The 23,321-nt window shown below is 53.1% G+C and carries 18 protein-coding genes and 3 tRNA genes; 4 read left to right on the plus strand and 17 right to left on the minus strand.

Annotation, left to right across the window (positions count from 1 at the left end; all coding sequences use genetic code 11):
• Positions 1–68 precede the first annotated feature (68 nt).
• The 11 genes from purA to nnr all read right to left on the minus strand — a co-directional run bounded on the left by purA (position 69) and on the right by nnr (position 12,107).
• Positions 69–1,367, minus strand: a complete 1,299-nt coding sequence (gene purA, locus FCH32_RS09535; RefSeq protein WP_096758583.1) for an adenylosuccinate synthase — start codon at positions 1,365–1,367, stop codon at positions 69–71.
• A 102-nt stretch (positions 1,368–1,469) separates the two neighbouring features.
• On the minus strand, positions 1,470–1,667 hold the full coding sequence (locus tag FCH32_RS09540) for a DUF2065 domain-containing protein (protein WP_096758584.1): 198 nt from the start codon (positions 1,665–1,667) through the stop codon (positions 1,470–1,472).
• Positions 1,668–1,749: 82 nt separating this feature from the next.
• Positions 1,750–2,754, minus strand: coding sequence for a protease modulator HflC (gene hflC, locus FCH32_RS09545; RefSeq protein ID WP_115259618.1), 1,005 nt, complete (start codon positions 2,752–2,754; stop codon positions 1,750–1,752).
• 2 nt (positions 2,755–2,756) lie between these two features.
• Positions 2,757–4,013, minus strand: coding sequence for an FtsH protease activity modulator HflK (hflK, locus tag FCH32_RS09550; RefSeq protein ID WP_115259619.1), 1,257 nt, complete (start codon positions 4,011–4,013; stop codon positions 2,757–2,759).
• A 189-nt stretch (positions 4,014–4,202) separates the two neighbouring features.
• The gene (hflX, locus tag FCH32_RS09555; RefSeq protein ID WP_096758587.1) at positions 4,203–5,483 is read right to left on the minus strand and encodes a ribosome rescue GTPase HflX; all 1,281 of its coding nucleotides are present in this window, start codon (positions 5,481–5,483) and stop codon (positions 4,203–4,205) included.
• Between the two features lie 74 nt (positions 5,484–5,557).
• Positions 5,558–5,869 carry an RNA chaperone Hfq gene (gene hfq / locus FCH32_RS09560; RefSeq protein WP_096758588.1) on the minus strand — a complete coding sequence of 104 codons (312 nt, stop codon included), beginning with the start codon at positions 5,867–5,869 and terminating at the stop codon, positions 5,558–5,560.
• An 84-nt stretch (positions 5,870–5,953) separates the two neighbouring features.
• Positions 5,954–6,904: a tRNA (adenosine(37)-N6)-dimethylallyltransferase MiaA gene (gene miaA, locus FCH32_RS09565; RefSeq protein WP_174360807.1), complete on the minus strand. Its 951-nt coding sequence runs from the start codon at positions 6,902–6,904 to the stop codon at positions 5,954–5,956.
• The gene (gene mutL, locus FCH32_RS09570) at positions 6,897–8,765 is read right to left on the minus strand and encodes a DNA mismatch repair endonuclease MutL (protein WP_174360808.1); all 1,869 of its coding nucleotides are present in this window, start codon (positions 8,763–8,765) and stop codon (positions 6,897–6,899) included. Before mutL ends, miaA begins: the two co-directional genes overlap by 8 nt.
• A gap of 9 nt (positions 8,766–8,774) precedes the next feature.
• Positions 8,775–10,109, minus strand: coding sequence for an N-acetylmuramoyl-L-alanine amidase AmiB (gene amiB, locus FCH32_RS09575; protein WP_117342430.1), 1,335 nt, complete (start codon positions 10,107–10,109; stop codon positions 8,775–8,777).
• A 17-nt stretch (positions 10,110–10,126) separates the two neighbouring features.
• On the minus strand, positions 10,127–10,588 hold the full coding sequence (tsaE, locus tag FCH32_RS09580; protein ID WP_096758592.1) for a tRNA (adenosine(37)-N6)-threonylcarbamoyltransferase complex ATPase subunit type 1 TsaE: 462 nt from the start codon (positions 10,586–10,588) through the stop codon (positions 10,127–10,129).
• On the minus strand, positions 10,578–12,107 hold the full coding sequence (gene nnr, locus FCH32_RS09585; protein ID WP_174360809.1) for a bifunctional ADP-dependent NAD(P)H-hydrate dehydratase/NAD(P)H-hydrate epimerase: 1,530 nt from the start codon (positions 12,105–12,107) through the stop codon (positions 10,578–10,580). Before nnr ends, tsaE begins: the two co-directional genes overlap by 11 nt.
• Here nnr and queG point away from each other — a divergent pair.
• Complete coding sequence (queG, locus tag FCH32_RS09590; protein WP_115259624.1) at positions 12,106–13,245, plus strand: tRNA epoxyqueuosine(34) reductase QueG; 1,140 nt, start codon at positions 12,106–12,108, stop codon at positions 13,243–13,245. The genes nnr and queG overlap by 2 nt on opposite strands.
• 269 nt (positions 13,246–13,514) lie before the next feature.
• Here the strand turns inward: queG and FCH32_RS09595 are convergent.
• The 4 genes from FCH32_RS09595 to orn all read right to left on the minus strand — a co-directional run bounded on the left by FCH32_RS09595 (position 13,515) and on the right by orn (position 14,677).
• Positions 13,515–13,590 (minus strand) — tRNA-Gly (locus FCH32_RS09595).
• A gap of 36 nt (positions 13,591–13,626) precedes the next feature.
• A tRNA-Gly gene (locus FCH32_RS09600) sits at positions 13,627–13,702 on the minus strand.
• A 157-nt stretch (positions 13,703–13,859) separates the two neighbouring features.
• Positions 13,860–13,935: transfer RNA gene (locus FCH32_RS09605), tRNA-Gly, on the minus strand.
• 196 nt (positions 13,936–14,131) lie between these two features.
• On the minus strand, positions 14,132–14,677 hold the full coding sequence (gene orn / locus FCH32_RS09610) for an oligoribonuclease (protein WP_096758595.1): 546 nt from the start codon (positions 14,675–14,677) through the stop codon (positions 14,132–14,134).
• Between the two features lie 106 nt (positions 14,678–14,783).
• On the opposite strand from orn, the gene rsgA reads away from it, so the two are divergent.
• The 3 genes from rsgA to mscM all read left to right on the plus strand — a co-directional run bounded on the left by rsgA (position 14,784) and on the right by mscM (position 20,229).
• Complete coding sequence (rsgA, locus tag FCH32_RS09615) at positions 14,784–15,836, plus strand: small ribosomal subunit biogenesis GTPase RsgA (protein WP_170972982.1); 1,053 nt, start codon at positions 14,784–14,786, stop codon at positions 15,834–15,836.
• A gap of 92 nt (positions 15,837–15,928) precedes the next feature.
• Positions 15,929–16,897, plus strand: a complete 969-nt coding sequence (gene asd, locus FCH32_RS09620; protein WP_096758597.1) for an archaetidylserine decarboxylase — start codon at positions 15,929–15,931, stop codon at positions 16,895–16,897.
• Positions 16,898–16,914: 17 nt separating this feature from the next.
• The gene (mscM, locus tag FCH32_RS09625) at positions 16,915–20,229 is read left to right on the plus strand and encodes a miniconductance mechanosensitive channel MscM (RefSeq protein WP_096758598.1); all 3,315 of its coding nucleotides are present in this window, start codon (positions 16,915–16,917) and stop codon (positions 20,227–20,229) included.
• 81 nt (positions 20,230–20,310) lie between these two features.
• Here mscM and yjeM read toward each other — a convergent pair whose 3' ends face one another.
• Positions 20,311–21,813, minus strand: a complete 1,503-nt coding sequence (gene yjeM, locus FCH32_RS09630) for a glutamate/gamma-aminobutyrate family transporter YjeM (protein ID WP_135912694.1) — start codon at positions 21,811–21,813, stop codon at positions 20,311–20,313.
• Between the two features lie 212 nt (positions 21,814–22,025).
• Entirely contained in the window at positions 22,026–23,003 is a 978-nt protein-coding gene (epmA, locus tag FCH32_RS09635; RefSeq protein ID WP_096758600.1) for an elongation factor P--(R)-beta-lysine ligase, read from the minus strand.
• Between the last annotated feature and the right edge of the window lie 318 nt (positions 23,004–23,321).

Genomic DNA, 23,321 nt, shown 5'->3' on the forward strand with positions numbered 1-23,321 from the left:
ACAAAGCCTTGCATCCGGCTTGCTTTAAAGCAAGCGCAGCGCCATCTGACGCTACGCTACAACCTACATTATGCGTCGAACGGGTCGCGCAGAATCATGGTTTCAGTACGGTCTGGGCCAGTTGAAATGATATCAATCGGCACACCGGTCAGCTCTTCAATACGCTTGACGTAGTTCAGCGCTGCCTGCGGCAGACCGCTACGCTCTTTCACACCGAAGGTGGACTCAGACCAGCCAGGCATGGTTTCGTAGATCGGCTCGATGCCTTTCCAGTCGTCAGCTGCCAGCGGGGTAGTCGTGACTTCACGGCCATCCGGCATACGGTAAGCGACACAGATTTTCACTTCTTTCAAACCGTCCAGGACGTCCAGTTTGGTCAGGCAGAAGCCAGACAGGGAGTTAATCTGTACTGCACGACGCACAGCAACGGAGTCCAGCCAGCCGGTACGACGACGACGACCGGTGGTTGCGCCATATTCGTTACCCTGCTTGCACAGGAACTCGCCGACATCATCAAACAGTTCGGTCGGGAACGGACCCGCACCTACACGAGTAGAGTAGGCTTTGATGATACCCAGAACGTAGTCCACATAACGCGGGCCCAGGCCGGAGCCGGTCGCCACGCCACCTGCGGTGGTGTTGGAGGATGTTACGTACGGATAGGTACCGTGGTCGATATCCAGCAGCGTACCTTGCGCACCTTCAAACATGACGAAATCGCCACGCTTACGCGCCTGGTCCAGCAGATCGGAGACATCAACAACCATAGAGGTCAGGATGTCGGCAATCGCCATCACATCATCCAGCACTTTCTGGTAGTCAACGGCTTCAACTTTATAGAAATTCACCAGCTGGAAGTTGTGATATTCCATCACTTCTTTCAGTTTTTCAGCGAAGGTTGCTTTATCAAACAGATCGCCAACGCGCAGACCGCGACGTGCTACCTTGTCTTCATAAGCTGGCCCGATGCCACGACCGGTGGTGCCGATCGCTTTCGCGCCACGTGCTTTCTCACGCGCATTATCTAACGCAACATGATAATCAAGGATCAGCGGACACGCTTCAGACAGCAGCAGGCGCTCACGGACAGGAATCCCGCGGTCTTCCAGTCCTTTCATCTCTTTCATCAGCGCGGACGGAGACAGCACAACACCGTTACCGATGATGCTGATGACGTTTTCGCGAAGAATACCTGATGGAATAAGATGGAGGACGGTTTTTTCACCGTTGATTACGAGAGTATGGCCTGCGTTGTGACCACCCTGGTAGCGCACAACATATTTAGCCCGTTCAGTCAGGAGATCGACGATCTTCCCTTTACCTTCGTCACCCCATTGGGTGCCCAGTACGACGACGTTGTTACCCATTTTTCAAAATCACCGTTTGCTTAAAAATGGATTCTACCACCGCTTTTTCAGATATACAGCACTTTTTGCATGCGGAAATCCGTAAATTAGTCTACTTATTGGTCAGCCAATCGTTTTCTTCAACATGTAGTAGACCACCACGCCTGCAACCACAAGACCTCCACCAAAACGCCGCAAAATATTTTCAGGAAGTTGCGCCATTGCCCCGATCATTTTCTTCCAGGCACTGGGATATAGCATCGGACCCAGTCCTTCCAGCACCAAAACCAGCGCGAGTGCCAACAAAATTGTTGAGTTCATCCGTTGTCCTTATCTAAAAAGAAAACCACCGCATCCTTGGGGATGCTGGTGGTTTTGCTGGTTTAAAACCGCGGGTGCGAGTTTAGCGTGTTGCGTTGCTCGGCGTCTTCATGTAGCGGAAGAAATCGCTGTCCGGGCTCATGATCATCACGTCCTGATTGCCTTCGAAGCTCTTCTCATAAGCACGCAGGCTACGGATGAAGGCGTAGAAGTCAGGATCCTGACTGAATGCATCAGCAAACAGTTTAGCGGCTTCTGCATCGCCTTCACCGCGCATAATACGGCCCTGACGCTCAGATTCTGCCAACGTTTTGGTGACTTCATAGTCCGCTGTTGCACGCAGTTTTTCCGCTTCTTCCTGACCCTGTGAACGATGGCGACGTGCTACGGCTTCACGCTCAGCACGCATACGGTTGTAGATCGCCTCAGACACTTCAGCAGGCAGGTTGATTTGCTTAATACGCACGTCAACCACTTCGATCCCCAACGCCGCCATACTGTTCGGGTTGATGACCGGTACTTTACCGTTGGTTTCAGCCTGAACGCGCTCAGCCGCTTCGGCAATCGCGCTATCCGCTGCCGGCGTTGCGACTTCGTCTTCCGTACCTGCAGAACCCGAGTTCAGCGCGTCACGGACTTCCAGCGTTAAGCGACCACGAGAGTCGGTAACGATGTCTTTTACGTCCAGACGACCAATTTCAGAACGCAGACGGTCAGAGAACTTACGTTTCAGCAGAACTTCTGCCTGAGAAACATCGCCACCGCCCGTTGCCAGGTAGTAACGGCTGAAGTCACTGATACGCCACTTGATGTAGGAATCAACGATCAGGTCTTTCTTCTCTTTGGTGACAAAGCGATCGGCCTGGTTGTCCATGGTCTGAATACGCGCATCAAGCATCTTCACGGATTCAATAAATGGAATCTTGAAGTGCAGGCCCGGTGCAACAACCAATGGTTTGTTGTCATCGTCACGTAAAACTTTGCCAAAGCGCAGAGTAATACCACGCTCGCCTTCTTTGACCACAAAGAGAGACATGAACAGCACTACCAGAACGATGATGATAATCGCAATAACTGACTTACGCATCGTTATTCCCCCTGACGCTGGTAGTCGTTACGCTGCGCGTTAACGCGGCGTTGGTCCATAATATCGCCCTGACTGGTGGACGAAGTGTTGCTTGCTCCCGTGCTGGAAGAGGATGCTGGCGGCAGAGTCAGCAGGTTTGAGCTGCTCTGACTCTTGGCTGCCGGAGCGTTGCCGCCTTTTAGCATTTGATCCAACGGCAGAACCATCAGATTGCCACCCTTGTCGTTAACCAACACCTTACGGGTATGGCTCAGCACTTTTTCCATGGTCTCGATATACAGACGCTCGCGAGTAATTTGCGGTGCGGCTTTATATTCCGGCAGAATTTTGGCAAAACGCGCCACTTCACCCTGAGCTTCCAGGATGGTTCGTGTTTTGTATGCACGCGCTTCTTCAAGAATACGCTGCGCCTGACCATTAGCACGCGGCTGTACTTCGTTGGTGTACGCTTCTGCTTCACGAATGTACTGCTGCTCGTTTTCACGCGCCGCAATGGCATCGTCAAATGCCGCTTTCACCTCTTCCGGCGGACGAGCAGCCTGGAAGTTGACGTCCAGCAGGGTAATACCCATGTTGTATGGACGAATGGTCTCTTCCAGTTCACGCTGGGTATCGCTACGAATAACGGTACGCCCTTCGGTCAGGATACGGTCCATGGTGTATTTACCGATAACCCCACGCAGTGCACTGTCGGTTGCCTGACGCAGGCTGTCATCAGCACTGGTCACGCTAAACAGATATTTCTGCGGGTCGGTCACGCGGTACTGCACGTTCATCTCAACGCGCACGACGTTTTCGTCAGAAGTCAGCATCACACCGGAGGCTGCCAGTTCACGCACGGCTTCAACGTTTACCGGCGTAACGGTATCCACAAATGTCGGTTTCCAGTTCAGACCCGGCTCAACCAAATGGCTGAATTTACCGAAGCGTGTCACTACGCCGCGTTCCGCTTCTTTAATGGTGTAGAAACCGCTGGCTGCCCAGATAATGACAATAGCGGCTGCAGCAATAGTAAAGACTCGACCGCCCAGTTGCGGACGCGGGCCTTGCGATGAACTACCGCCACCACCAGAGCCTGTACCTTTACCGCCACCCAGACCACCGAGTTTTTTACTCAGCTTGCGGAAGATATCATCAAGATCGGGAGGCCCCTGCTCGCGACCACCTTTGTTTCCATTTCCCTCAGGGTTGCCGCCAGGTTTGCTGCTTCCCCAGGGGTCGCGGTCTTGTCCGTTATTACCGGGCTGATTCCACGCCATGTTTGTGCTCCATATTTGTTATGCGATGCTATACCTGCGTCTTTTGCGTTGCAGATGCGTTGGCTACGCCCTTCACTCCCAGTCACATAGTTGACTATGCGTTTGGGGATGCCGGGACTTGCCGCCTTCCTACCGTACAAAATCCACGAGGTATAGAGGCGAAAAAATCTTCAGGCCATATCCGACAGGTCAGACAACATAGTCTTCCAGTGCCGGTTCTTGTTTACAGAGGCGACGCCAGTCCACGATCGGCATACGTACTTGCAGACCTACGCTGCCGTCTTCCTCCATCCACTCTCTTTCTATTGCCTGAAGTTGGTAAAACCGGCTTCTCAGACGCCCTTCCTGCGGCGGCAAACGCAGCGTATGCTGCGCAACCTCACCAGAAAGACGCTCTGTTAAAGCCTGAAAAAGCTGTGGTATGCCAATACCGGTTTGCGCTGAAACCCAAACGCGGATTGGTTTATTTTCTTCATCTCTGTCGATACGCGGTTCAAAATCGTCCAGCATATCGATTTTATTCATTACCAGCAGAGTCGGGATCTCATGCGCATCGATCTCTTCGAGTACCGTATCGACGGCCTCAATGTTTTCCTGCACACGAAAATCTGCCGCATCAATAACGTGCAGCAGCAATGTCGCCTGACGAGTTTCCTGTAAAGTGGCTTTAAATGCCGCTACCAGGTCATGCGGTAAATGACGGATAAACCCTACGGTATCCGCCAGCACGGTTTCGCCGACGTCCGCCACATCGATACGACGTAGCGTCGGATCCAGGGTCGCAAACAGTTGATCTGCTGCATAAACCCGGGCTTCGGTTATCTGGTTGAACAGGGTGGATTTTCCGGCGTTGGTATATCCCACCAGTGATACGGTTGGGACATCCGCTTTCTTGCGCGACTGCCGCCCCTGCTCACGTTGCTTTTCAACTTTTTGCAGGCGCGACTGGATCTGCAAAATACGATTACGCAGCAAACGACGGTCGGTTTCGAGCTGGGTTTCACCCGGACCGCGCAAACCAATCCCGCCCTTTTGCCTTTCAAGGTGGGTCCAGCCACGGACCAGACGCGTAGCCATATGGCGCAACTGCGCCAGCTCAACCTGCAACTTACCTTCATGGGTACGCGCACGTTGGGCAAAAATATCTAAAATGAGACCGGTCCTGTCGATAACAAGACACTGGCATAACTGTTCCAGGTTACGTTCCTGGGCAGGGCTCAAAGCATGATCAAAAATCACCACCGCAGCGCCAGTCGCTTTTACGGCTTCCGCAATTTCGATTGCCTTACCTTCACCAACAAAAAACTTCGGGTGCGGTGCTTTACGGCTCCCGGTAATCACCTGCATTGCTTCGACACCGGCGGAAGAAACCAGAGATTCAAACTCCTGGAGGTCTTCCATATCTTTGTCTTGCGAAAAATAGATGTGTACCAGTACCGCCTGCTCACCGGCATCATAACGGTCAAACAAGCGTCAACCCCTTAATATATATCAACGGGGAACGCAGGATCTCTGGCTCCCCGTGTGTAAAACAGCCCAAAACCTTATTCGGTTTCTTCGCTGTCCTGTTGCGCAGAAGAACCCTGCGCGCTGCTACCATGATGGTAGTTACTGCTACCTGTGCCGCCGGTGGCATTATTGCTGTGATGAGATACCGGGCGAGACGGGACAACAGTAGAAATCGCGTGCTTGTAAACCATCTGGCTGACCGTGTTTTTCAACAGGATCACGAACTGATCAAAAGACTCGATTTGACCTTGCAGTTTAATACCATTCACCAAATAAATAGAAACTGGAACACGTTCCCGACGCAATGCGTTCAGGAACGGATCTTGTAAAGATTGCCCCTTAGCCATTCTCTCTTTTCCTTATATGCTTATTTGTACTTTGAACCTTTCGATTCTGAAAAATTGCGCACGATACGTTTCAATTGTACACATTCAATTCGCGATAGCACCAACAACCTGTAATACTTCGTTTCGCGCCTGGTCAGGCTTTTCACTGTCAAGCCAGTGCCCCCCTTCCCAACCACGTAACCAGGTTACCTGCCGCTTCGCCAATTGCCTCGTGGCGCAAACACCTCTATAAACCATTTCATCGTATGAAATTTCGCCTTCAATGTACGACCACATCTGGCGATACCCAACACAACGAATGGAAGGCAAATCCGTATGCAAATCTCCTCGGGCAAAAAGCGCCCGGACTTCTGCTTCAAAACCTGAAGCTAACATCTGATGAAAACGCTGCTCAATTCGCTGATGGAGCAGTTCACGGCTCGCCGGGGCGATTGCAAACTGATGCACCTGATACGGCAAAGCATCTCCTGACGTTTGCGTCAGCTCCGTTAAAGTTTTACCCGAAATGAAAAAAACTTCCAGTGCCCGGGAAAGTCTTTGCGGATCATTTGGATGAATCCGCGCCGCAGCAACCGGATCGATCTCCTGAAGCTGTCGGTGTAACGCATCCCATCCACGCTCTGCCGCCTGCTGCTCAATGCTGGCTCTGACCTCCGGGTCCGCCGACGGTAACGGCGACAACCCTTCCAGCAAGGCTTTGAAATATAACATTGTGCCACCCACTAACAGCGGAATTCGTCCCGCTGCGGTGATATCGGCCATCTCCGCTAGCGCATCGCGACGAAAATCCGCCGCAGAATACGCCTGCGCTGGATCGCGAATATCCAGCAATCGATGCGGCGCAGCCTTTAACTCTTCAGCATCCGGCTTAGCTGTACCGATATCCATCCCCTTGTAGATAAGGGCGGAATCAACGCTTATCAACTCTACTGGCAAAACTTTACGCAATTCAATTGCTAATGCTGTTTTACCGGAGGCCGTCGGCCCCATCAAAAATAGTGCCTTTGGCAGGCTCGCCTTACTGATATCACTCATGTTTCAGGGCGTTCATTACCGAATGTAAGTCAACAGGTTGTAACAGACCACCCGGCGGCGCCTTCACTAATTGTGGGCATAGCCGCTCAACATCCGTTAACAGCGTAATGGCCTGAGCCATGCTCCACTGCGGATGTTCACTCGTGACGTTTCGCGCAATCCACTGTGCAATATCGCCAGGTTCGGATACGGACTGCAGCGCCAGGTAGCCTATCAGTTCAGGAATCAAGATTTGTAAATTTTGTTGGCGTAAGGGTAAAGGCACCGCTCGGATGGTCACATGCTGCGCATCCAGTTGAAATTCAATGCCCAACTCAGCCAACTGACTCTGTGCTTTTTCCAGTGCCGTCTTCTCATCATCGGTCACTTTCAAACGCAAAGGGATCAGTAACGGCTGGGCGCAAACGGGTCCTTGCGCTGGCGTTAACTGCGCCTGACGCAGCCAGCGCTCGGCCACCGGCAACGCCAGCAGGCGAATATGACCGTCACATTCCAGTAATGCACAGTCAGCCCCCACGATCGTCAATACACGACCAAAACTTTGGCTATTTCCGGTAAGCGGTGCCGCGGGTGTTTCAGGCATCGTGGTTTTATGCGTTGGCGCAGGTGTCTGCAGCAGTTGCTGATAAACTTCCCCCTGCTGCTTTTGATACCCAGGCTGAGCATGTGGCCAACTGGCACTCGCCTGACGGCCACCACCACCACCACCACCACCGCCTGCCGATACGGAATAACGCGGCGTAGCCGGTTCACGCGCGGGGGCAGGTTCGGCAAAGTGGTTTCGTCCAGCCGCAACCCGGTTCTCCGGGATATGCCTTGGCGCAGGCGTGTCGTCATCGGCCAACGGCAGCGACGTTTCAAGCTGCTGTTGCAATACGCTCAACACCCCCTGATAGATAAAGTCATGCACCAGCCGGGACTGATGGAAACGGACTTCATGCTTGGCAGGATGCACGTTAACGTCCACCTGATGCGGGTCGATTTCTAGGTACAGGACAAACGCAGGCTGTTGATCGGCCCCAAGTTTGTCTTCACAGGCCTGACGGATAGCATGGTTGATCAGCCGATCGCGCATCATACGGCCATTCACATAGCAGTACTGTATTTCGGCCAGCGCCGTCGTGGTGTGATTCGGGTCAGCGACCCAGCCACGCAGCGTTAAATCTCCATGCTGCCACTCAATCGCCAGCGCATGCTCCAGAAACGGCGTGCCGCAAATCGCGCCCAGACGACGCTCTTTCTGCCCATCGGCGGCGACTGCACGGTACTGACGCACCATTTTACCGTTATGCGACAAATTTATGGTCACATCAAAACGCGCCAGCGCAATGCGGCGGATTATCTCGTCGATATGGTTAAATTCGGTTTTCTCGGTGCGCATGAACTTACGCCGTGCTGGCGTGTTGTAGAACAGATCCAACACTTCCAGCGTGGTGCCCACCGGATGTGCGGCAGGTTTAATCGTCACATCCATATCGCGCCCTTCGGCATAGGCCTGCCAGGCTTCGGATTGTTCTTGCGTACGTGACGTCAGGGTTAATCGAGAGACCGAGCTGATGCTGGCCAGCGCTTCCCCGCGAAATCCGAGGCTAACAATAGCTTCGAGATCGTCAAGGGAGGCAATTTTACTGGTCGCATGACGCGCCAGCGCGAGCGCCAGCTCGTCTTTTTTAATGCCGCAGCCGTTATCACGAATACGGATCAGCTTGGCGCCACCACGTTCGATATCAATATCAATGCGCGTTGCACCCGCATCGATACTGTTTTCTACCAGTTCTTTAACCACTGACGCAGGCCGTTCTACCACTTCACCTGCGGCAATTTGGTTCGCCAACTGTGGCGGTAGAACCTGAATCGGCATGGCTAATCCTTAATTGGTTAACGTGTCGCCCGGCGAGATGGCGCTAGCAGTTTGCGCCGGTGCGCCCTGTGGCCCGGTTTGCATCGGATGCGACTGGAAGTAATTACGCAATCCTTTGTAAATCGCCTCGGCCAGCTGCTGCTGATAATCATCGCTCGCCAACAAACGTTCTTCGCTGTTGTTACTGATAAAGCCGGTTTCAACCAGCACAGACGGGATATCCGGAGAACGCAATACGCCAAGGCTGGCGTGCTCCGGGCGGCGCTTATGCATCGAACCAATGCGCTCCAGCTGGCCGATCATACTGGTTGCCACATCATACCCTACACGCTGTGAATGACCGAACTGCAGGTCCAGCACCGCCTGACTCAAATACGGGTCGGACTGACTGTTGGCCAGCACATCACCCGCGCCACCCAGCAGCTCCGATTGCTTCTCGTGCTGTTCCAGCCAGCCAGCCATTTCAGTGTTGGCTCGACGGTTTGACAACACCCAAACGGAAGCACCCGTGGCATCCCGGTTGGGTGCCGCATCCGCATGAATGGAGACCAGGAAGTTGGCATTTTGTTTACGCGCCACATCAGAACGTCCCATCACTGAGATGAAGTAATCGCCGTCGCGAGTGAGTACGCCCTTAAACATCGGATCGTCATTGAGCAGACTGCGCAGCTTACGCGCGACGGCGATGGTGACGTTTTTCTCACGCGTGCCGCCAGGACCAATCGCGCCAGGATCTTGTCCACCGTGCCCGGCATCAATCGCAATGACCACTTTATCGCCATTATTGTTGCTCACCGCCCGAGCGGCAGGCCGCGTGGCCGTATTACTGTTGATGACGGCGGTCGTGCGATTATTTTCCGTTTTAAACGGGTTACGCGCAGGTTCTGACGGACGCGGAGCGACAACGGGTGCTTCAACGCGCTTCACCACCACAGGAGGTGGCGGTGGCGGCGGAGGTGCATCAGCATTGATGGTAAACACCACGGTATAGTTACCGCCGTTTTGCCGTTTTACAGCGGCGGCTTTTCCGTTCTCGGTTAAATCGACAACCAGTCGCAAAGACTGTGGATCGTTCGGTGTACCCGCACGGATGGCCTTAACCAGGTTATTACCGCTAAACAGCAGCGGCAGTCCCTGAATCACGCCGGTTTGTTTAATATCCAGCGCAACGGTGCGCTTCCCGTCCTGCGAAACAGCATATTCAGGCTCGCCAATAAAACTGAGCGTAATCCGCGCCTGCTGTTCGCCGTTAGAAACCTGAAGATCGGAAAGGCTGGCGGCCCCTGCCTGCGCGCACAGCAGGACCAGGGTTGCCATCAGCCAATTTCTGATGCGATAAATCATCCCGCCACCCTTTAAGGTTATTCGGCTAAACGCGCCAGCAATAAATTACCCGATGAGGAGACGGCACTTACGCGCGCCTCTCGACCTTGCGCCTGGTATTCGATGTGTATTTCGACGTCCGGGTCCGGGAGCACACCTTTACCTTGTTGTGGCCATTCCACCAGGCAAATTGCATCATTGGCAAAATAATCACGGATCCCCATAAATTCGAGCTCCTCGGGGTCCGCAAGTCGGTACAGATCGAAGTGATATACCATTAAATTTTCAAGCGAATAGGGTTCGACCAGCGTATAGGTGGGGCTTTTTACATTGCCTTTATGACCTAGCGCCTGCAGGAATCCCCGGCTGAAGGTGGTTTTACCCGCGCCTAAATCGCCGTACAAATAAATAACCGTTGCGCCGTCACAGGCCTTCGCGACCCGCAGTCCCAGGTCTAATGTCGCCTGTTCATCCGGTAGCGGAATTACTCTATTCATCATGATAAACGTCAATCACATCAGGGTTAACAATACGCTGTAGCGTGGTAAAGAGATCTGTCGCCAGCATGCCGCGCGTACCAAATCGCGCCGCCAGCACATCCGCTGCCGCGCCGTGCGCCACACATCCCGCACACGCAGCATCATACGGGGTAAGCTTCTGTCCGAGCAATGCGCCAATGATTCCGGAAAGGACATCACCCATACCGCCGCTGGCCATTCCTGCGTTACCGGCATCGATAATGGCTAATGCATTGTGCTCCGAGGCCACTACCGTACCCGCGCCTTTCAGCACCACCACACCTCCGTACCGTTTTACCAGACGTTGTGCAGAAAGTAAGCGATCGTCTTCAATTTCTGTAATGGAGCAGCCCAACAGTCGCGCAGCCTCGCCCGGATGCGGCGTGATCACGCGATTGTGACGTTTATCGGGATTGATTGCCAGCAGGTTAAGCGCATCGGCATCCCACAGCATCGGTTTGCGAAAATTCTCAACTTTTTGCAGTGTTTTTTTTCCCCACTCTTGCTGCCCAAGTCCGGGACCGATGACCACGACATCCGCCCACACCAGACTTTCCTCCACCGCGCGAGGCGTCAACTCATCGACCATCAGTTCCGGACGGGCGGTCAGGATCGGTGCAATATTTTCACTGCGCGTGAGCACCTTAACCAATCCGGCACCAGCGCGAAGCGCCGCTTCACCGGCCATGCATATGGCACCTGCTGTGCCATAGTCACCCCCGATGATCGCCAGTCGACCATGGTCACCTTTGTGCGATGTTGCGCGGCGTGGTGTCAGCCAGCATCTAAGCTGTGAGGCATCAACGCGCTGAATGGGCGCGTCCTGCCCCGCCAGCCAGGTATCCAGCCCGAGCGCGTTAAAATGGATACGCCCTGTGACATCACGCGCTTTGCCCGTGATCAGACCGGGCTTCAATGCAATAAAGGTAACGGTATGGGTAGCATGAATCACCGCTCCGGGCGTTCCCCCCGTCTGCGCCAGCAGACCGGAAGGAATATCAATAGCCACTGTGGGAGCAGAATGCGCATTCGCCTGTTTGATTAATGTCGCCAGTGGGTCGCGAGGTGCATGTTTTAAGCCGGTGCCGAGCAGCGCATCGATAATCACATCCACCTCTTGCGGCCAGATAATATCCGGGGCGTGGATAACGCCACCTGCGTTCAGCCAGGCATGACGAGCATGTTCTGCCTCCTGTGGGAGCGGTTTGTCGCTTTCTTGCGCTAATAGCGTGACGTGAATCCCCGCGGCTTTGGCAAGTCTCGCCACGACATAGCCGTCGCCGCCGTTATTACCGTGGCCACAGAGCACCAGCCAGTGCCGAGCGGCAGGATATGCATTGCGAGCAACCTGGAACGCCGCCTCTCCCGCACGTTGCATCAGCTCATACAGCGTCAGCCCAAGGCTGTCTGCCGCCTCATGTTCCATCCGTTTGATGTCATCGGCGTGCCAGATGGAGTGTGGTATACTTGCGGGGTTTTTCTTCATTGTATGGTCCGTCATGTCAGAGCCCCTCGATCTCAATCAGTTAGCACAAAAAATTAAGCAGTGGGGGCTGGAACTTGGCTTTCAGCAGGTCGGTATTGCCGATACAGACCTTAGCGAAGCCGAACCCAAACTGCAGGCCTGGCTGGATAAACAATACCATGGCGAAATGGACTGGATGGCCCGTCACGGTATGATGCGCGCCCGCCCCCACGAGTTATTACCCGGAACTTTACGCGTCATCAGCGTACGGATGAATTATCTCCCCGCCAACGCCGCGTTTGCCAGCACGCTAAAAAATCCGTCGCTAGGCTACATCAGCCGTTATGCACTGGGCCGTGACTACCATAAGCTGCTGCGTAACCGTTTAAAAAAGCTGGGAGAGTTGATCCAGCAGCATTGCGTTTCGCTGAATTTTAGACCTTTTGTCGATTCTGCGCCCATTCTGGAGCGTCCGCTGGCGGAAAAAGCCGGACTTGGCTGGGTTGGTAAGCACTCACTAATTCTTAGCCGTGAAGCCGGGTCATTTTTCTTCCTTGGTGAACTGCTGATCGATTTACCGCTTCCGGTGGATCAGCCTGTAGAAGAAGCCTGCGGCAAATGCGTGGCCTGTATGACCATTTGCCCCACGGGCGCCATCGTTGAACCCTACACCGTTGATGCCCGCCGCTGTATTTCCTATCTCACGATCGAACTAGAAGGCGCTATCCCGGAAGAGTTTCGCCCACTGTTGGGCAACCGAATCTATGGCTGCGATGACTGCCAGCTCATTTGCCCCTGGAATCGCTATTCGCAGCTCACTGTAGAAGATGACTTTAGCCCACGTAAACAACTGCATGCCCCGGAACTGATTGAGCTGTTTGGCTGGAGCGAAGCGTGGTTTTTAAAAGTGACGGAAGGTTCGGCTATTCGTCGCATCGGACACCTGCGTTGGTTGCGAAATATCGCCGTCGCGCTGGGAAATGCCCCGTGGGATGAAACCGTAATAAATGCGCTGGAAAATCGCAGAGGTGAGCACCCACTTCTCGACGAGCACATAGAATGGGCGATTGCGCAGCAGATTGAGAAAAGAAATGCCTGCGTGGTTGAAGTGCAGTTACCGAAGAAACAGCGGCTGGTCAGGGTGATTGAAAAAGGTCTGCCGCGTGATGCTTAAGTCATCCACAGCTTGTGCATAAAAATAAAAACACATTGATATTCAAGAAGGAAAAAATCGTCAAGTGATCACATTAACAATTTGAAATGATAATTAACTCATTAAATTCAAATGGTTATAAAGATACTATTCACCAAGCGAAGTTTTTTGCATTCCAGGAATATTACTCTTACCTGTGGATAAGTCTGTTTACAAGAGTATGTCAAAGACAAAAGAAAACAGCCCCAACGCGATTATTCGTTGTGGATATGTTTATTGAGATAAGAATTTGGAGCGGGAAACGAGACTCGAACTCGCGACCCCGACCTTGGCAAGGTCGTGCTCTACCAACTGAGCTATTCCCGCTTGGGTGGTGCGTATCTTGCGATACTTTTCAAATTTTGGAGCGGGAAACGAGACTCGAACTCGCGACCCCGACCTTGGCAAGGTCGTGCTCTACCAACTGAGCTATTCCCGCTTAATCTTCGTCTTTCGAAACGCTACTGCGTTGGCTGCCTTCATTCACCTTAGTCACTTACTCAAGTAAGTTGCCAAGGATTCATTCAGTTGCCGCCTTGTCGCAATTCGAAATCCTGCGATTGGTGGTCTGTGCTTAGAAAGCACTTTTCAAATTTTGGAGCGGGAAACGAGACTCGAACTCGCGACCCCGACCTTGGCAAGGTCGTGCTCTACCAACTGAGCTATTCCCGCAAATCTGTACTGCTTTTGTTGCTGTCGTAACGCGTAAATCTCTGTCGTTACGGGAGGCGCATTATACGAGAAATTCGTTTAGCTGCAACCCCCTTGAATACGATTTTTTTGAAAACTCGTTCAAGTGATTACTTTACAATCAAGCTGGACAATTTAGCGTCAAAAAGCCGGTGACGCAAGCCACCGGAGAACAAAATCAAAGCTTAATAAAATGCTCACGGTAGTAAGCCAGCTCAGCGACGGACTCACGAATGTCGTCCATCGCCTGGTGTGTCCCCTGCTTCGTGAAGCCATCGAGGATCTCCGGCTTCCAGCGACGGGCCAGCTCTTTCAACGTGCTAACGTCCAGATAGCGATAATGGAAATACGCTTCCAGTTCCGGCATGTATTTGAACAGGAAACGACGATCCTGGCCGATGCTGTTGCCACAAATCGGGGATTTCCCTGCCGGAACCCACTCTTTTAAAAATGCCAGCGTCGCCAGCTCCGCTTCACGATCGCCCATGGTGCTCGCCTTCACGCGCTCCACCAGACCACTTCCGGTATGCGTACGCACGTTCCAGTCATCCATTAGCGCCAGCTGCGCGTCGGACTGGTGGACGGCAATCGTCGGTCCTTCAGCCAGAATATTCAGATTGGCGTCAGTCACCAGCGTCGCGATCTCAATAATGCGATCGCGCTCGGGATCCAGACCTGTCATCTCCAGATCGATCCAAATCAGGTTGTTTTCATTGCCACTCATGCTATTTTCCACCCTTCAGACGTCACATTCAGTGTGACTATATTCATCTAAAATTGCGTGTATCATAAATGTTTTGCCCATCATGGGCGACCAGGAGTCAGTACGATTGAGTAAAAATAAACTCTCCAAAGGCCAACAGCGCCGCGTGAACGCCAATCACCAGCGTCGTCTTAAAACGTCCACGGAGAAGCCCGACTACGACGACAACCTGTTTGGCGAGACCGCTGAAGGTATTGTTATCAGCCGCTTTGGCATGCATGCCGACGTGGAGTCTGCCGACGGCGATGTCCACCGTTGCAACATCCGTCGCACAATTCGTTCGCTGGTAACCGGCGATCGTGTAGTCTGGCGTCCAGGTAAGGCCGCAGCCGAAGGCGTGAACGTTAAAGGGATCGTTGAAGCGGTACATGAACGTACCTCGGTGCTAACGCGTCCGGACTTTTATGACGGTGTAAAACCCATTGCGGCCAACATCGACCAAATCGTCATTGTCTCAGCCATCTTACCCGAGCTGTCACTCAATATTATCGACCGATATCTGGTTGCCTGCGAAACGTTGCAGGTTGAGCCCATTATCGTACTCAACAAAATCGATCTGCTCGACGATGAAGGCATGGTCTTCGTGAATGAGCAGATGGATATCTATCGCAATATTGGCTATCGCGTGTTGATGGTCTCCAGCCATAAAAAAGACGGCCTGCAGCCGCTTGAGGAAGCGCTGACCGATCGCATCAGCATTTTTGCTGGTCAATCAGGCGTGGGCAAATCCAGCCTGCTCAACAACCTGCTCGGCCTGCAGAAAGAGATCCTGACCAACGATGTCTCCGATAACTCCGGTCTTGGGCAACACACCACCACGGCCTCTCGCTTGTACCACTTCCCGCACGGCGGTGACGTCATTGACTCCCCCGGCGTACGTGAGTTTGGGTTGTGGCATCTTGAGCCGGAACAAATCACCCACGGGTTTGTCGAATTCCATGACTTCTTAGGTCATTGCAAATACCGCGACTGTAAGCATGATACGGATCCAGGCTGCGCTATCCGTGAAGCAGTAGAGAAAGGGGCTATCGCCGAAACTCGGTTTGAGAATTATCACCGCATCCTTGAAAGCATGGCGCAGGTAAAAACGCGTAAAAACTTTTCTGATACGGACAACTGACAACTAAGCTAAGCATCGCTAGAATCGTCCCCCTTTTTTCAGGATCCGGCCCGCATGCCGGATCGGGAACAAATTATGGCCTGGAGGCTACCTTGTTAAATTCATTTAAGCTTTCGCTACAATACATTCTGCCGAAACTATGGCTCACTCGCCTGGCGGGTTGGGGTGCAAGCAAACGAGCAGGATGGCTAACTAAACTGGTTATCGATCTGTTCGTGAAATATTACAAGGTCGATATGACAGAGGCGCAGAAGCCGGATACCGCCAGCTATCGCACCTTTAACGACTTCTTCGTGCGCCCACTGCGTGACGATGCCCGCCCAATTAATACCGACCCGAATGTTCTGGTTATGCCAGCTGACGGCGTGATTAACCAGTTGGGGAACATCGAAGAAGACAAACTGTTGCAGGCCAAAGGGCACAGCTACAGCCTTGAAGCACTGCTGGCAGGTAACTACCAGATGGCGGACAAGTTCCGTAACGGAACGTTTGTCACGACGTACCTCTCACCGCGTGATTACCACCGCGTACATATGCCGTGTAACGGTATTCTGCGGGAAATGCTGTACGTGCCCGGCGATCTTTTCTCGGTCAACATTCTGACCGCGCAAAACGTGCCCAACCTTTTTGCGCGTAACGAACGTGTTATTTGCCTGTTTGACACTGAATTTGGCCCGATGGTGCAAATTCTGGTCGGTGCAACCATCGTCGGTAGCATCGAAACTGTCTGGGCTGGCACCATCACGCCACCGCGTGAAGGCGTAATTAAGCGCTGGACATGGCCTGAAGGTGAAAGTGAAGGTTCAGTGGCGTTGCTGAAAGGCCAGGAAATGGGCCGCTTTAAGCTTGGTTCAACCGTCATCAACCTGTTTGCGCCAGGCAAAGTTAATCTGGTCGAGCAGTTGCAGGATCTTTCGGTCACCAAAATCGGTCAACCGATGGCAATCTCTACCGAAACGTTCGTGACGCCAGAGGCCGAACCCGCCCCGCTTGCGCAAGACGAGATCGAAGCAGAACACGCTGCCAGCCCGCTGGTTGACGACAAAAAAGACGAAAGTTAAACATAGGAATCGCTGCTGTGCGCCTGATTATCACTTTTCTGATGGCCTGGTGCCTCAGCCAGGGGGCGTACGCTGCGACGGCCCCCGATACCAAACAAATCACCCAGGAACTGGAGCAGGCCAAAGCGGCAAAACCCGCTCAGCCAGAAGCCGTCGAGGCGCTCCAGTCCGCGCTGAATGCCCTTGAAGAGCGTAAAGGCTCTCTCGAGCGCGCCGAACAGTATCAGCAGGTTATTGATAACTTCCCCAAGCTGTCCGCGACGCTACGCGCGCAGCTTAGCAACCTGCGCGATGAACCTCGCAGCATCCCCACGGACCTCTCGGCTGACGCCTTAAACCAGGAGATCCTGCAGGTCAGCAGCCAGTTGCTGGAAAAAAGCCGTCAGGCCCAGCAGGAGCAGGATCGCGCCCGCGAAATCGCCGATTCATTAAACCAGCTCCCTCAACAGCAAACCGATGCTCGCCGTCAATTAAATGAAATTGAACGACGCCTTGGCGCAGCCAGCGGCAATACGCCGCTCAATCAGTCGTTGCAAGCTGAATCCGCCAGACTCAAAGCGCTGGTCGATGAGCTGGAGCTGGCACAACTTTCCGCCAACAATCGTCAGGAACTGGCGCGTATGCGCTCCGAACTGGCCGAAAAACAGAGCCAGCAGCTCGACGCTTACCTGCAGGCATTACGAAATCAGCTCAATAGCCAGCGGCAGCGTGAAGCGGAGCGGGCGTTGGAAAGCACCGAACTGCTGGCAGAAAACAGTGCAGGACTGCCGGAAGGCATTGTCGATCAGTTTAAGGTCAACCGCGAACTGTCACAGGCGTTAAACCAACAGGCACAACGTATGGACCTGGTGGCGTCTCAGCAGCGTCAGGCCACCGGTCAAACGTTGCAGGTACGTCAGGCATTGAACACGCTGCGCGAGCAGTCACAGTGGCTGGGGGCGTCGAATATGCTGGGCGAAGCTCTTCGCGCGCAGGTTTCCCGTCTACCTGAAATGCCTAAGCCGCAACAGCTCGATACCGAAATGGCGCAGCTGCGCGTACATCGCATGCGCTATGAAGACCTCCTCAACAAACAGCCGCAGCTACGCCAGATCCATCAAGCGGATGGACAGCCGCTTACCGCAGAGCAGACCCGTATTCTCAATGCCCAACTGCGTACCCAGCGTGAGCTGTTGAATTCCCTGCTACAGGGCGGCGATACGCTGATACTCGAGTTAACCAAGCTGAAAGTCTCCAATAGTCAGTTGGAAGATGCGCTGAAAGAGGTTAACGAAGCCACGCACCGCTATCTGTTCTGGACCTCTGACGTCAGCCCGATTTCACTCTCCTGGCCGGTCGATTTGGTTCAGGATCTGCGTCGTCTAATCTCATTAGATACGTTTAATCAGCTTGGTAAAGCCAGCGTCATGATGCTCACCAGTAAGGCCACGCTGCTGCCGTTGTTCGCCGCGCTGGTGCTGGTAGGGTTTAGCCTCTATTCGCGTAAGCACTTCACCCGCTTTCTTGAGCGATCGTCTGCGCGGGTCGGTAAAGTCACCCAGGATCACTTCTGGCTGACGATACGAACGGTATTCTGGTCAATTCTCGTTGCCTCGCCGCTGCCGGTGCTGTGGGCGACGCTGGGTTACGGCCTGCAGGAAGCCTGGCCCTATCCGCTGGCCGTCGCCATCGGCGATGGTGTGACCGCCACGGTGCCTATGCTGTGGGCGGTGATGATTTGCGCTACCTTTGCGCGGCCGAATGGTCTGTTCATCGCGCACTTTGGCTGGCCGCGCAACCGCGTCGCTAAAGCTATGCACTATTACCTGATGAGCATCGGACTGATTGTTCCGCTGATCATGGCGGTGATCATGTTTGATAATCTCAATGACCGGGAATTCTCCGCTTCATTAGGACGCCTGTGCTTTATGTTGATTTGTGGCGCACTGGCCATCGTCACTCTGAGCCTCAAACGCGCCGGGATCCCGCTGTACCTCGACAAAGAGGGCAACGGCGACAACATGGTCAACAGCATGCTGTGGAATATGCTAATGGGTGCCCCGTTAGTTGCCATTCTTGCGGCCGCGGTAGGTTACCTGGCCACAGCACAGGCGCTACTGGCCCGCCTGGAGACGTCTGTTGCTATCTGGTTCTTGTTGCTGGTGGTTTATCACGTCATCCGCCGCTGGATGCTTATCCAGCGCCGTCGTCTGGCTTTTGACCGCGCCAAACACCGACGCGCAGAAATGCTGGCGCAGCGTGCACGTGGTGAAGAAGAACCCGCGCACTCCACCAGCCTGGAAGGAGCGATAGATATCGATGAAAGCGAAGTCGATCTGGACGCGATAAGCGCGCAGTCGCTGCGCCTGGTGCGGTCTATCCTGATGCTCATCGCCCTGCTTTCAGTCATCGTGCTGTGGTCAGAAATTCATTCCGCATTCGGCTTCCTGGAAAATATCTCACTATGGGATGTGACGTCCACGGTGCAGGGCGTAGAAAGCTTAGAGCCGATTACGCTGGGCGCAGTGCTTATTGCCATTCTGGTGTTTATCATCACCACCCAGCTGGTGCGTAACCTGCCTGCACTGCTGGAACTGGCGCTGTTGCAGCACCTGGATTTAACACCAGGTACCGGTTACGCCATCACCACTATAACCAAGTATCTACTGATGCTAATTGGTGGCCTGGTGGGCTTCTCAATGATTGGTATTGAGTGGTCGAAACTGCAGTGGCTGGTTGCTGCTCTCGGTGTTGGTTTGGGCTTTGGTTTACAAGAGATCTTCGCCAACTTTATATCCGGCCTGATCATCCTGTTTGAAAAACCAATTCGTATTGGCGACACGGTGACCATTCGCGACCTCACCGGCAGCGTGACCAAGATTAACACCCGCGCGACCACCATCAGCGACTGGGATCGTAAAGAGATCATCGTGCCCAACAAGGCGTTTATCACCGAGCAGTTTATCAACTGGTCGTTATCCGACTCAGTGACTCGTGTGGTATTGACCATTCCTGCACCGTCAGAAGCCAACAGCGAGGAGGTCACGCAAATCCTGCTCACTGCCGCCCAGCGCTGCTCACTGGTTATCGACACACCGGCGCCGGAAGTCTTCCTGGTTGACCTTCAGCAGGGGATTCAGATCTTTGAGCTGCGTATCTATGCCGCAGAGATGGGACACCGTATGCCATTGCGCCACGAGATCCACCAGCTGATTCTGGCGGGCTTCCGTGAGCACGGTATTGATATGCCATTCCCACCGTTCCAGATGCGTCTGGAGAGCCTCAGCGGAAAGCAAACGGGGAGAACGTTAAGTTCTGCGGGCAGAGGTAAGCGCCCGGCGGGAAGCTTGTAAACGTGAGTGGTGCCTGATGGCGGCTTCGCCTAATCCGGCCTACGAAGATGCTTCTTTAGTAGGCCGGATTAGGCAGGTCGTTTATTCAACCGCCCATTCAGGCTCATTGGCTATACGACGGCTGTAGTTCTGGTAAATCGCCATGGCTAACAACGAGAAGAAAATCGGCCCGCCGGTCATCCACAGTGCACTGTTCCAGTCGCCAGCTTCAATCACCGGCTGGATAATGGTGAACACGTTGGCGAACGTCACCACCAGCACCACGACACTCGTTGCCAGTAGCGTTGCGGCTCGGGTTTTAAATATCACAAACGGTCTTTCCAGACCGACGCGAGATTTAAAGAAAGGGAACGCCAGCGCGAGGAACAGATACGGCAGCGTCATCGAGACGTTCGCCATCAGCGTCAGCTTGTTATAGAACGCTGAGGCCGTATCGCCGCCAAACGACACCAGAAGAATAAACAGGCTCACCAGCAGACACTGCATCCACATCGCCGTCGTCGGCATCCCCATAGCGTTCAGTCTGGTCATCGGTGCAGGCCACAGTGCTTTTGGCGTCCCCTGAATAATCGCTTTCAGCGGCGAGTAGCTGAGCGTGAAGAATGCCCCGGTATAAGCAAGGAACATAGACAGGCCGGTAATACGCGCAAACCAGACGCCTGTAGTGATAGCCGCCTCAGGTGAAAGATGCAGCGCATGGCCCAGAGTCATCCCCAAACTCTTCATCAGGATATAAGTAATATTACCCAAGTTCACTGAACTATTACTTAATACATCCTGCCAGTTGGTACTCACGCCCCATAAAAAGATGGCCAGCGAATAACCCACTGAAATGACAATCGCCGCGAAGACAATGCCTTTCGCGAAGTTCTTTTCAGGTTTCTCTGTTTTATCAACCAGTCCACCCACGGCTTCTATTCCGCCATAGGCAAAAATAGCAAACACCACAAATGACAGCATGGCCAGACCGGACTGATATCCCGGATTCGGTGAAGAGACAAAATTAATATCCTGTGCAAAGTGGCCACCGGTTAATAACAAAATAGCGATACTCACTAACAACAGAACTAAATTAAGACACATGACGGCAATTCCGCCAACCGCCGTAATGCGAGCAATCTTATTAATACCCCGTGACGCTACGCCAGTCACCAACACCATCCAGCCAACAGCAAGCAGTCCGACGACCTGCGTGGGCTCAAACCCGGCGATACGCCAGGTCTGCGTCATATCCGCGCCGAATATAAAGGTGGAAAAAGGCACCCAGACTTTCGCCGCGGTGCTCACCATCCAGATAACGTAGGAAGAGAACCACATAAAGGTGCCGATAAACGCATAACGAGGTCCGACGCTATTATTCATCCACGAATAGATCCCACCCTCTTCTTTCCGATAGGCAGACCCCATTTCAGCCATCATTAAGGCAAATGGGATAAAGAATAATAATGCAGAAAATACATACCATGGAATGGCACTGTATCCCATTAAATAGAAAGCCGAGGGGCTATTAGCAAATCCAAAAACAGACGTAAATATCATCAGGATGAGACCAGTCAGGCTCATCTTTTTTATTGTTTGGGTCATTAAACTATCCCTTACTCTGGAGAGTGTTTATCAAACACCACTCACCGGTGAATACTGCCCCCTTGCAGAGATCAGCAATAAGAAAATCAACACAGGATTGATACCTGAATGCTAACAAAATTCCAGAGTTAAATTGTGGCTATTAGAGGGGAAATGAAAAAAGATGCTACAAAGTGGCGACTATGCGCCACTTTGCAATGCGGAGACGTGAATTACGCACGATCGACGGTAAAGGCGATAACATCAGCGAGGCTATCGGCCCCCAGTGCCAGCATAACCAGACGGTCGACGCCCAGCGCCACGCCTGAGCAATCCGGCATCCCAACTTTTAGCGCTTCAAGCAGATTGTTATCGATAGGCTGTTGCGGTAAGCCACGGGCGGCACGTTTGCGGTTATCCTGTTCGAAGCGTTGCTGCTGCTCGCGCGCATCGGTCAACTCATGGAAACCATTCGCCAGCTCAATACCTTTGTAGTACACCTCAAAACGTTCGGCCACGCGGTGGTCTTCAGTACTGATTTGCGCCAACGACGCCTGGCTGGCCGGGAAATGATATACAAACGTCGGTTTATCTTTGCCAATGTGCGGTTCGACGCCCATCGCAAACAGCAGTTGCAGCAAGGTATCCCGGTCTTCTTCGGTGTCCGCGATATTGCTGAGATCCAGCTTAGCCGCCGCTTCGCGCAACTGTGTTTTATCCGCTGACAGCGGGTCGATTTCAAGATGACGCTGGAAGGCTTGCTGATAAGAGAGGCTTTCCGCCGGAGAGCAGTCCAGCACTTGCTGGAGCAAATCATCCACTTCATTCATCAGACGGTACATGTCGTAATGAGGACGGTACCACTCGAGCATGGTGAACTCGGGGTTATGGTGACGCCCCATCTCTTCGTTACGGAAACTGCGACACAGTTGGTAGACCGGACCACACCCTGCCACCAGCAGGCGTTTCATATGGTATTCCGGGCTGGTCATTAAATAGAGGTTCATGCCCTGAGAATGACCCGGGCCAACGAAACGCGTTTCGAACGGGAACAGATGAATATCCGTAACCGTCGCCTGACTCATACAAGGTGTCTCAACCTCAAGCACGCCACGGTCGGCAAAAAAGCGGCGGATTTCCGCTATAATTGCTGCACGTTTTAACAGATTGGGGATGGACGCGCTCGGCTGCCAGGTTGCCGTTTCGCTCATGGTTGTTTCTCCGATTTAAGACAAGGGCACGAAGTCTACTCGTAACGCGTTAGCGAGACAAATTTCGGGAGGGAATAACAAACACGGACAAGTTGATAAAAAAAGCAACATTGGGTGGTTTAGTAATTAAATTAATCAAAATCAATGATAATTCCCCCCTGTGATACGCTAAAAAAATCGAACACGTCAAATTTCCCGCTCCTCCCTGAGACTATACTATTGTACCTATAAAGGAGCAGTGGAAACGCGTTCATAACCCGTTTGACTCAGATGAAGCATCTGATTACGGGCGGGGATGAAATAACAACAATCTGGAGG

This window comes from Citrobacter gillenii (assembly GCF_013337685.1).
GTDB classification, from domain to species: domain Bacteria; phylum Pseudomonadota; class Gammaproteobacteria; order Enterobacterales; family Enterobacteriaceae; genus Citrobacter; species Citrobacter gillenii.

Bases quoted from the DNA above. Each gene is read 5' to 3' on its own strand.
- purA (WP_096758583.1), bottom strand. From the start codon at position 1,367: ATGGGTAACAACGTCGTCGTACTGGGCACCCAATGGGGTGACGAAGGT.
- FCH32_RS09540 (WP_096758584.1), bottom strand. From the start codon at position 1,667: ATGAACTCAACAATTTTGTTGGCACTCGCGCTGGTTTTGGTGCTGGAA.
- hflC (WP_115259618.1), bottom strand. From the start codon at position 2,754: ATGCGTAAGTCAGTTATTGCGATTATCATCATCGTTCTGGTAGTGCTG.
- hflK (WP_115259619.1), bottom strand. From the start codon at position 4,013: ATGGCGTGGAATCAGCCCGGTAATAACGGACAAGACCGCGACCCCTGG.
- hfq (WP_096758588.1), bottom strand. From the start codon at position 5,869: ATGGCTAAGGGGCAATCTTTACAAGATCCGTTCCTGAACGCATTGCGT.
- miaA (WP_174360807.1), bottom strand. From the start codon at position 6,904: ATGAGTGATATCAGTAAGGCGAGCCTGCCAAAGGCACTATTTTTGATG.
- mutL (WP_174360808.1), bottom strand. From the start codon at position 8,765: ATGCCGATTCAGGTTCTACCGCCACAGTTGGCGAACCAAATTGCCGCA.
- amiB (WP_117342430.1), bottom strand. From the start codon at position 10,109: ATGATTTATCGCATCAGAAATTGGCTGATGGCAACCCTGGTCCTGCTG.
- tsaE (WP_096758592.1), bottom strand. From the start codon at position 10,588: ATGATGAATAGAGTAATTCCGCTACCGGATGAACAGGCGACATTAGAC.
- queG (WP_115259624.1), top strand. From the start codon at position 12,106: ATGTCAGAGCCCCTCGATCTCAATCAGTTAGCACAAAAAATTAAGCAG.
- nnr (WP_174360809.1), bottom strand. From the start codon at position 12,107: ATGACGGACCATACAATGAAGAAAAACCCCGCAAGTATACCACACTCC.
- orn (WP_096758595.1), bottom strand. From the start codon at position 14,677: ATGAGTGGCAATGAAAACAACCTGATTTGGATCGATCTGGAGATGACA.
- yjeM (WP_135912694.1), bottom strand. From the start codon at position 21,813: ATGACCCAAACAATAAAAAAGATGAGCCTGACTGGTCTCATCCTGATG.
- epmA (WP_096758600.1), bottom strand. From the start codon at position 23,003: ATGAGCGAAACGGCAACCTGGCAGCCGAGCGCGTCCATCCCCAATCTG.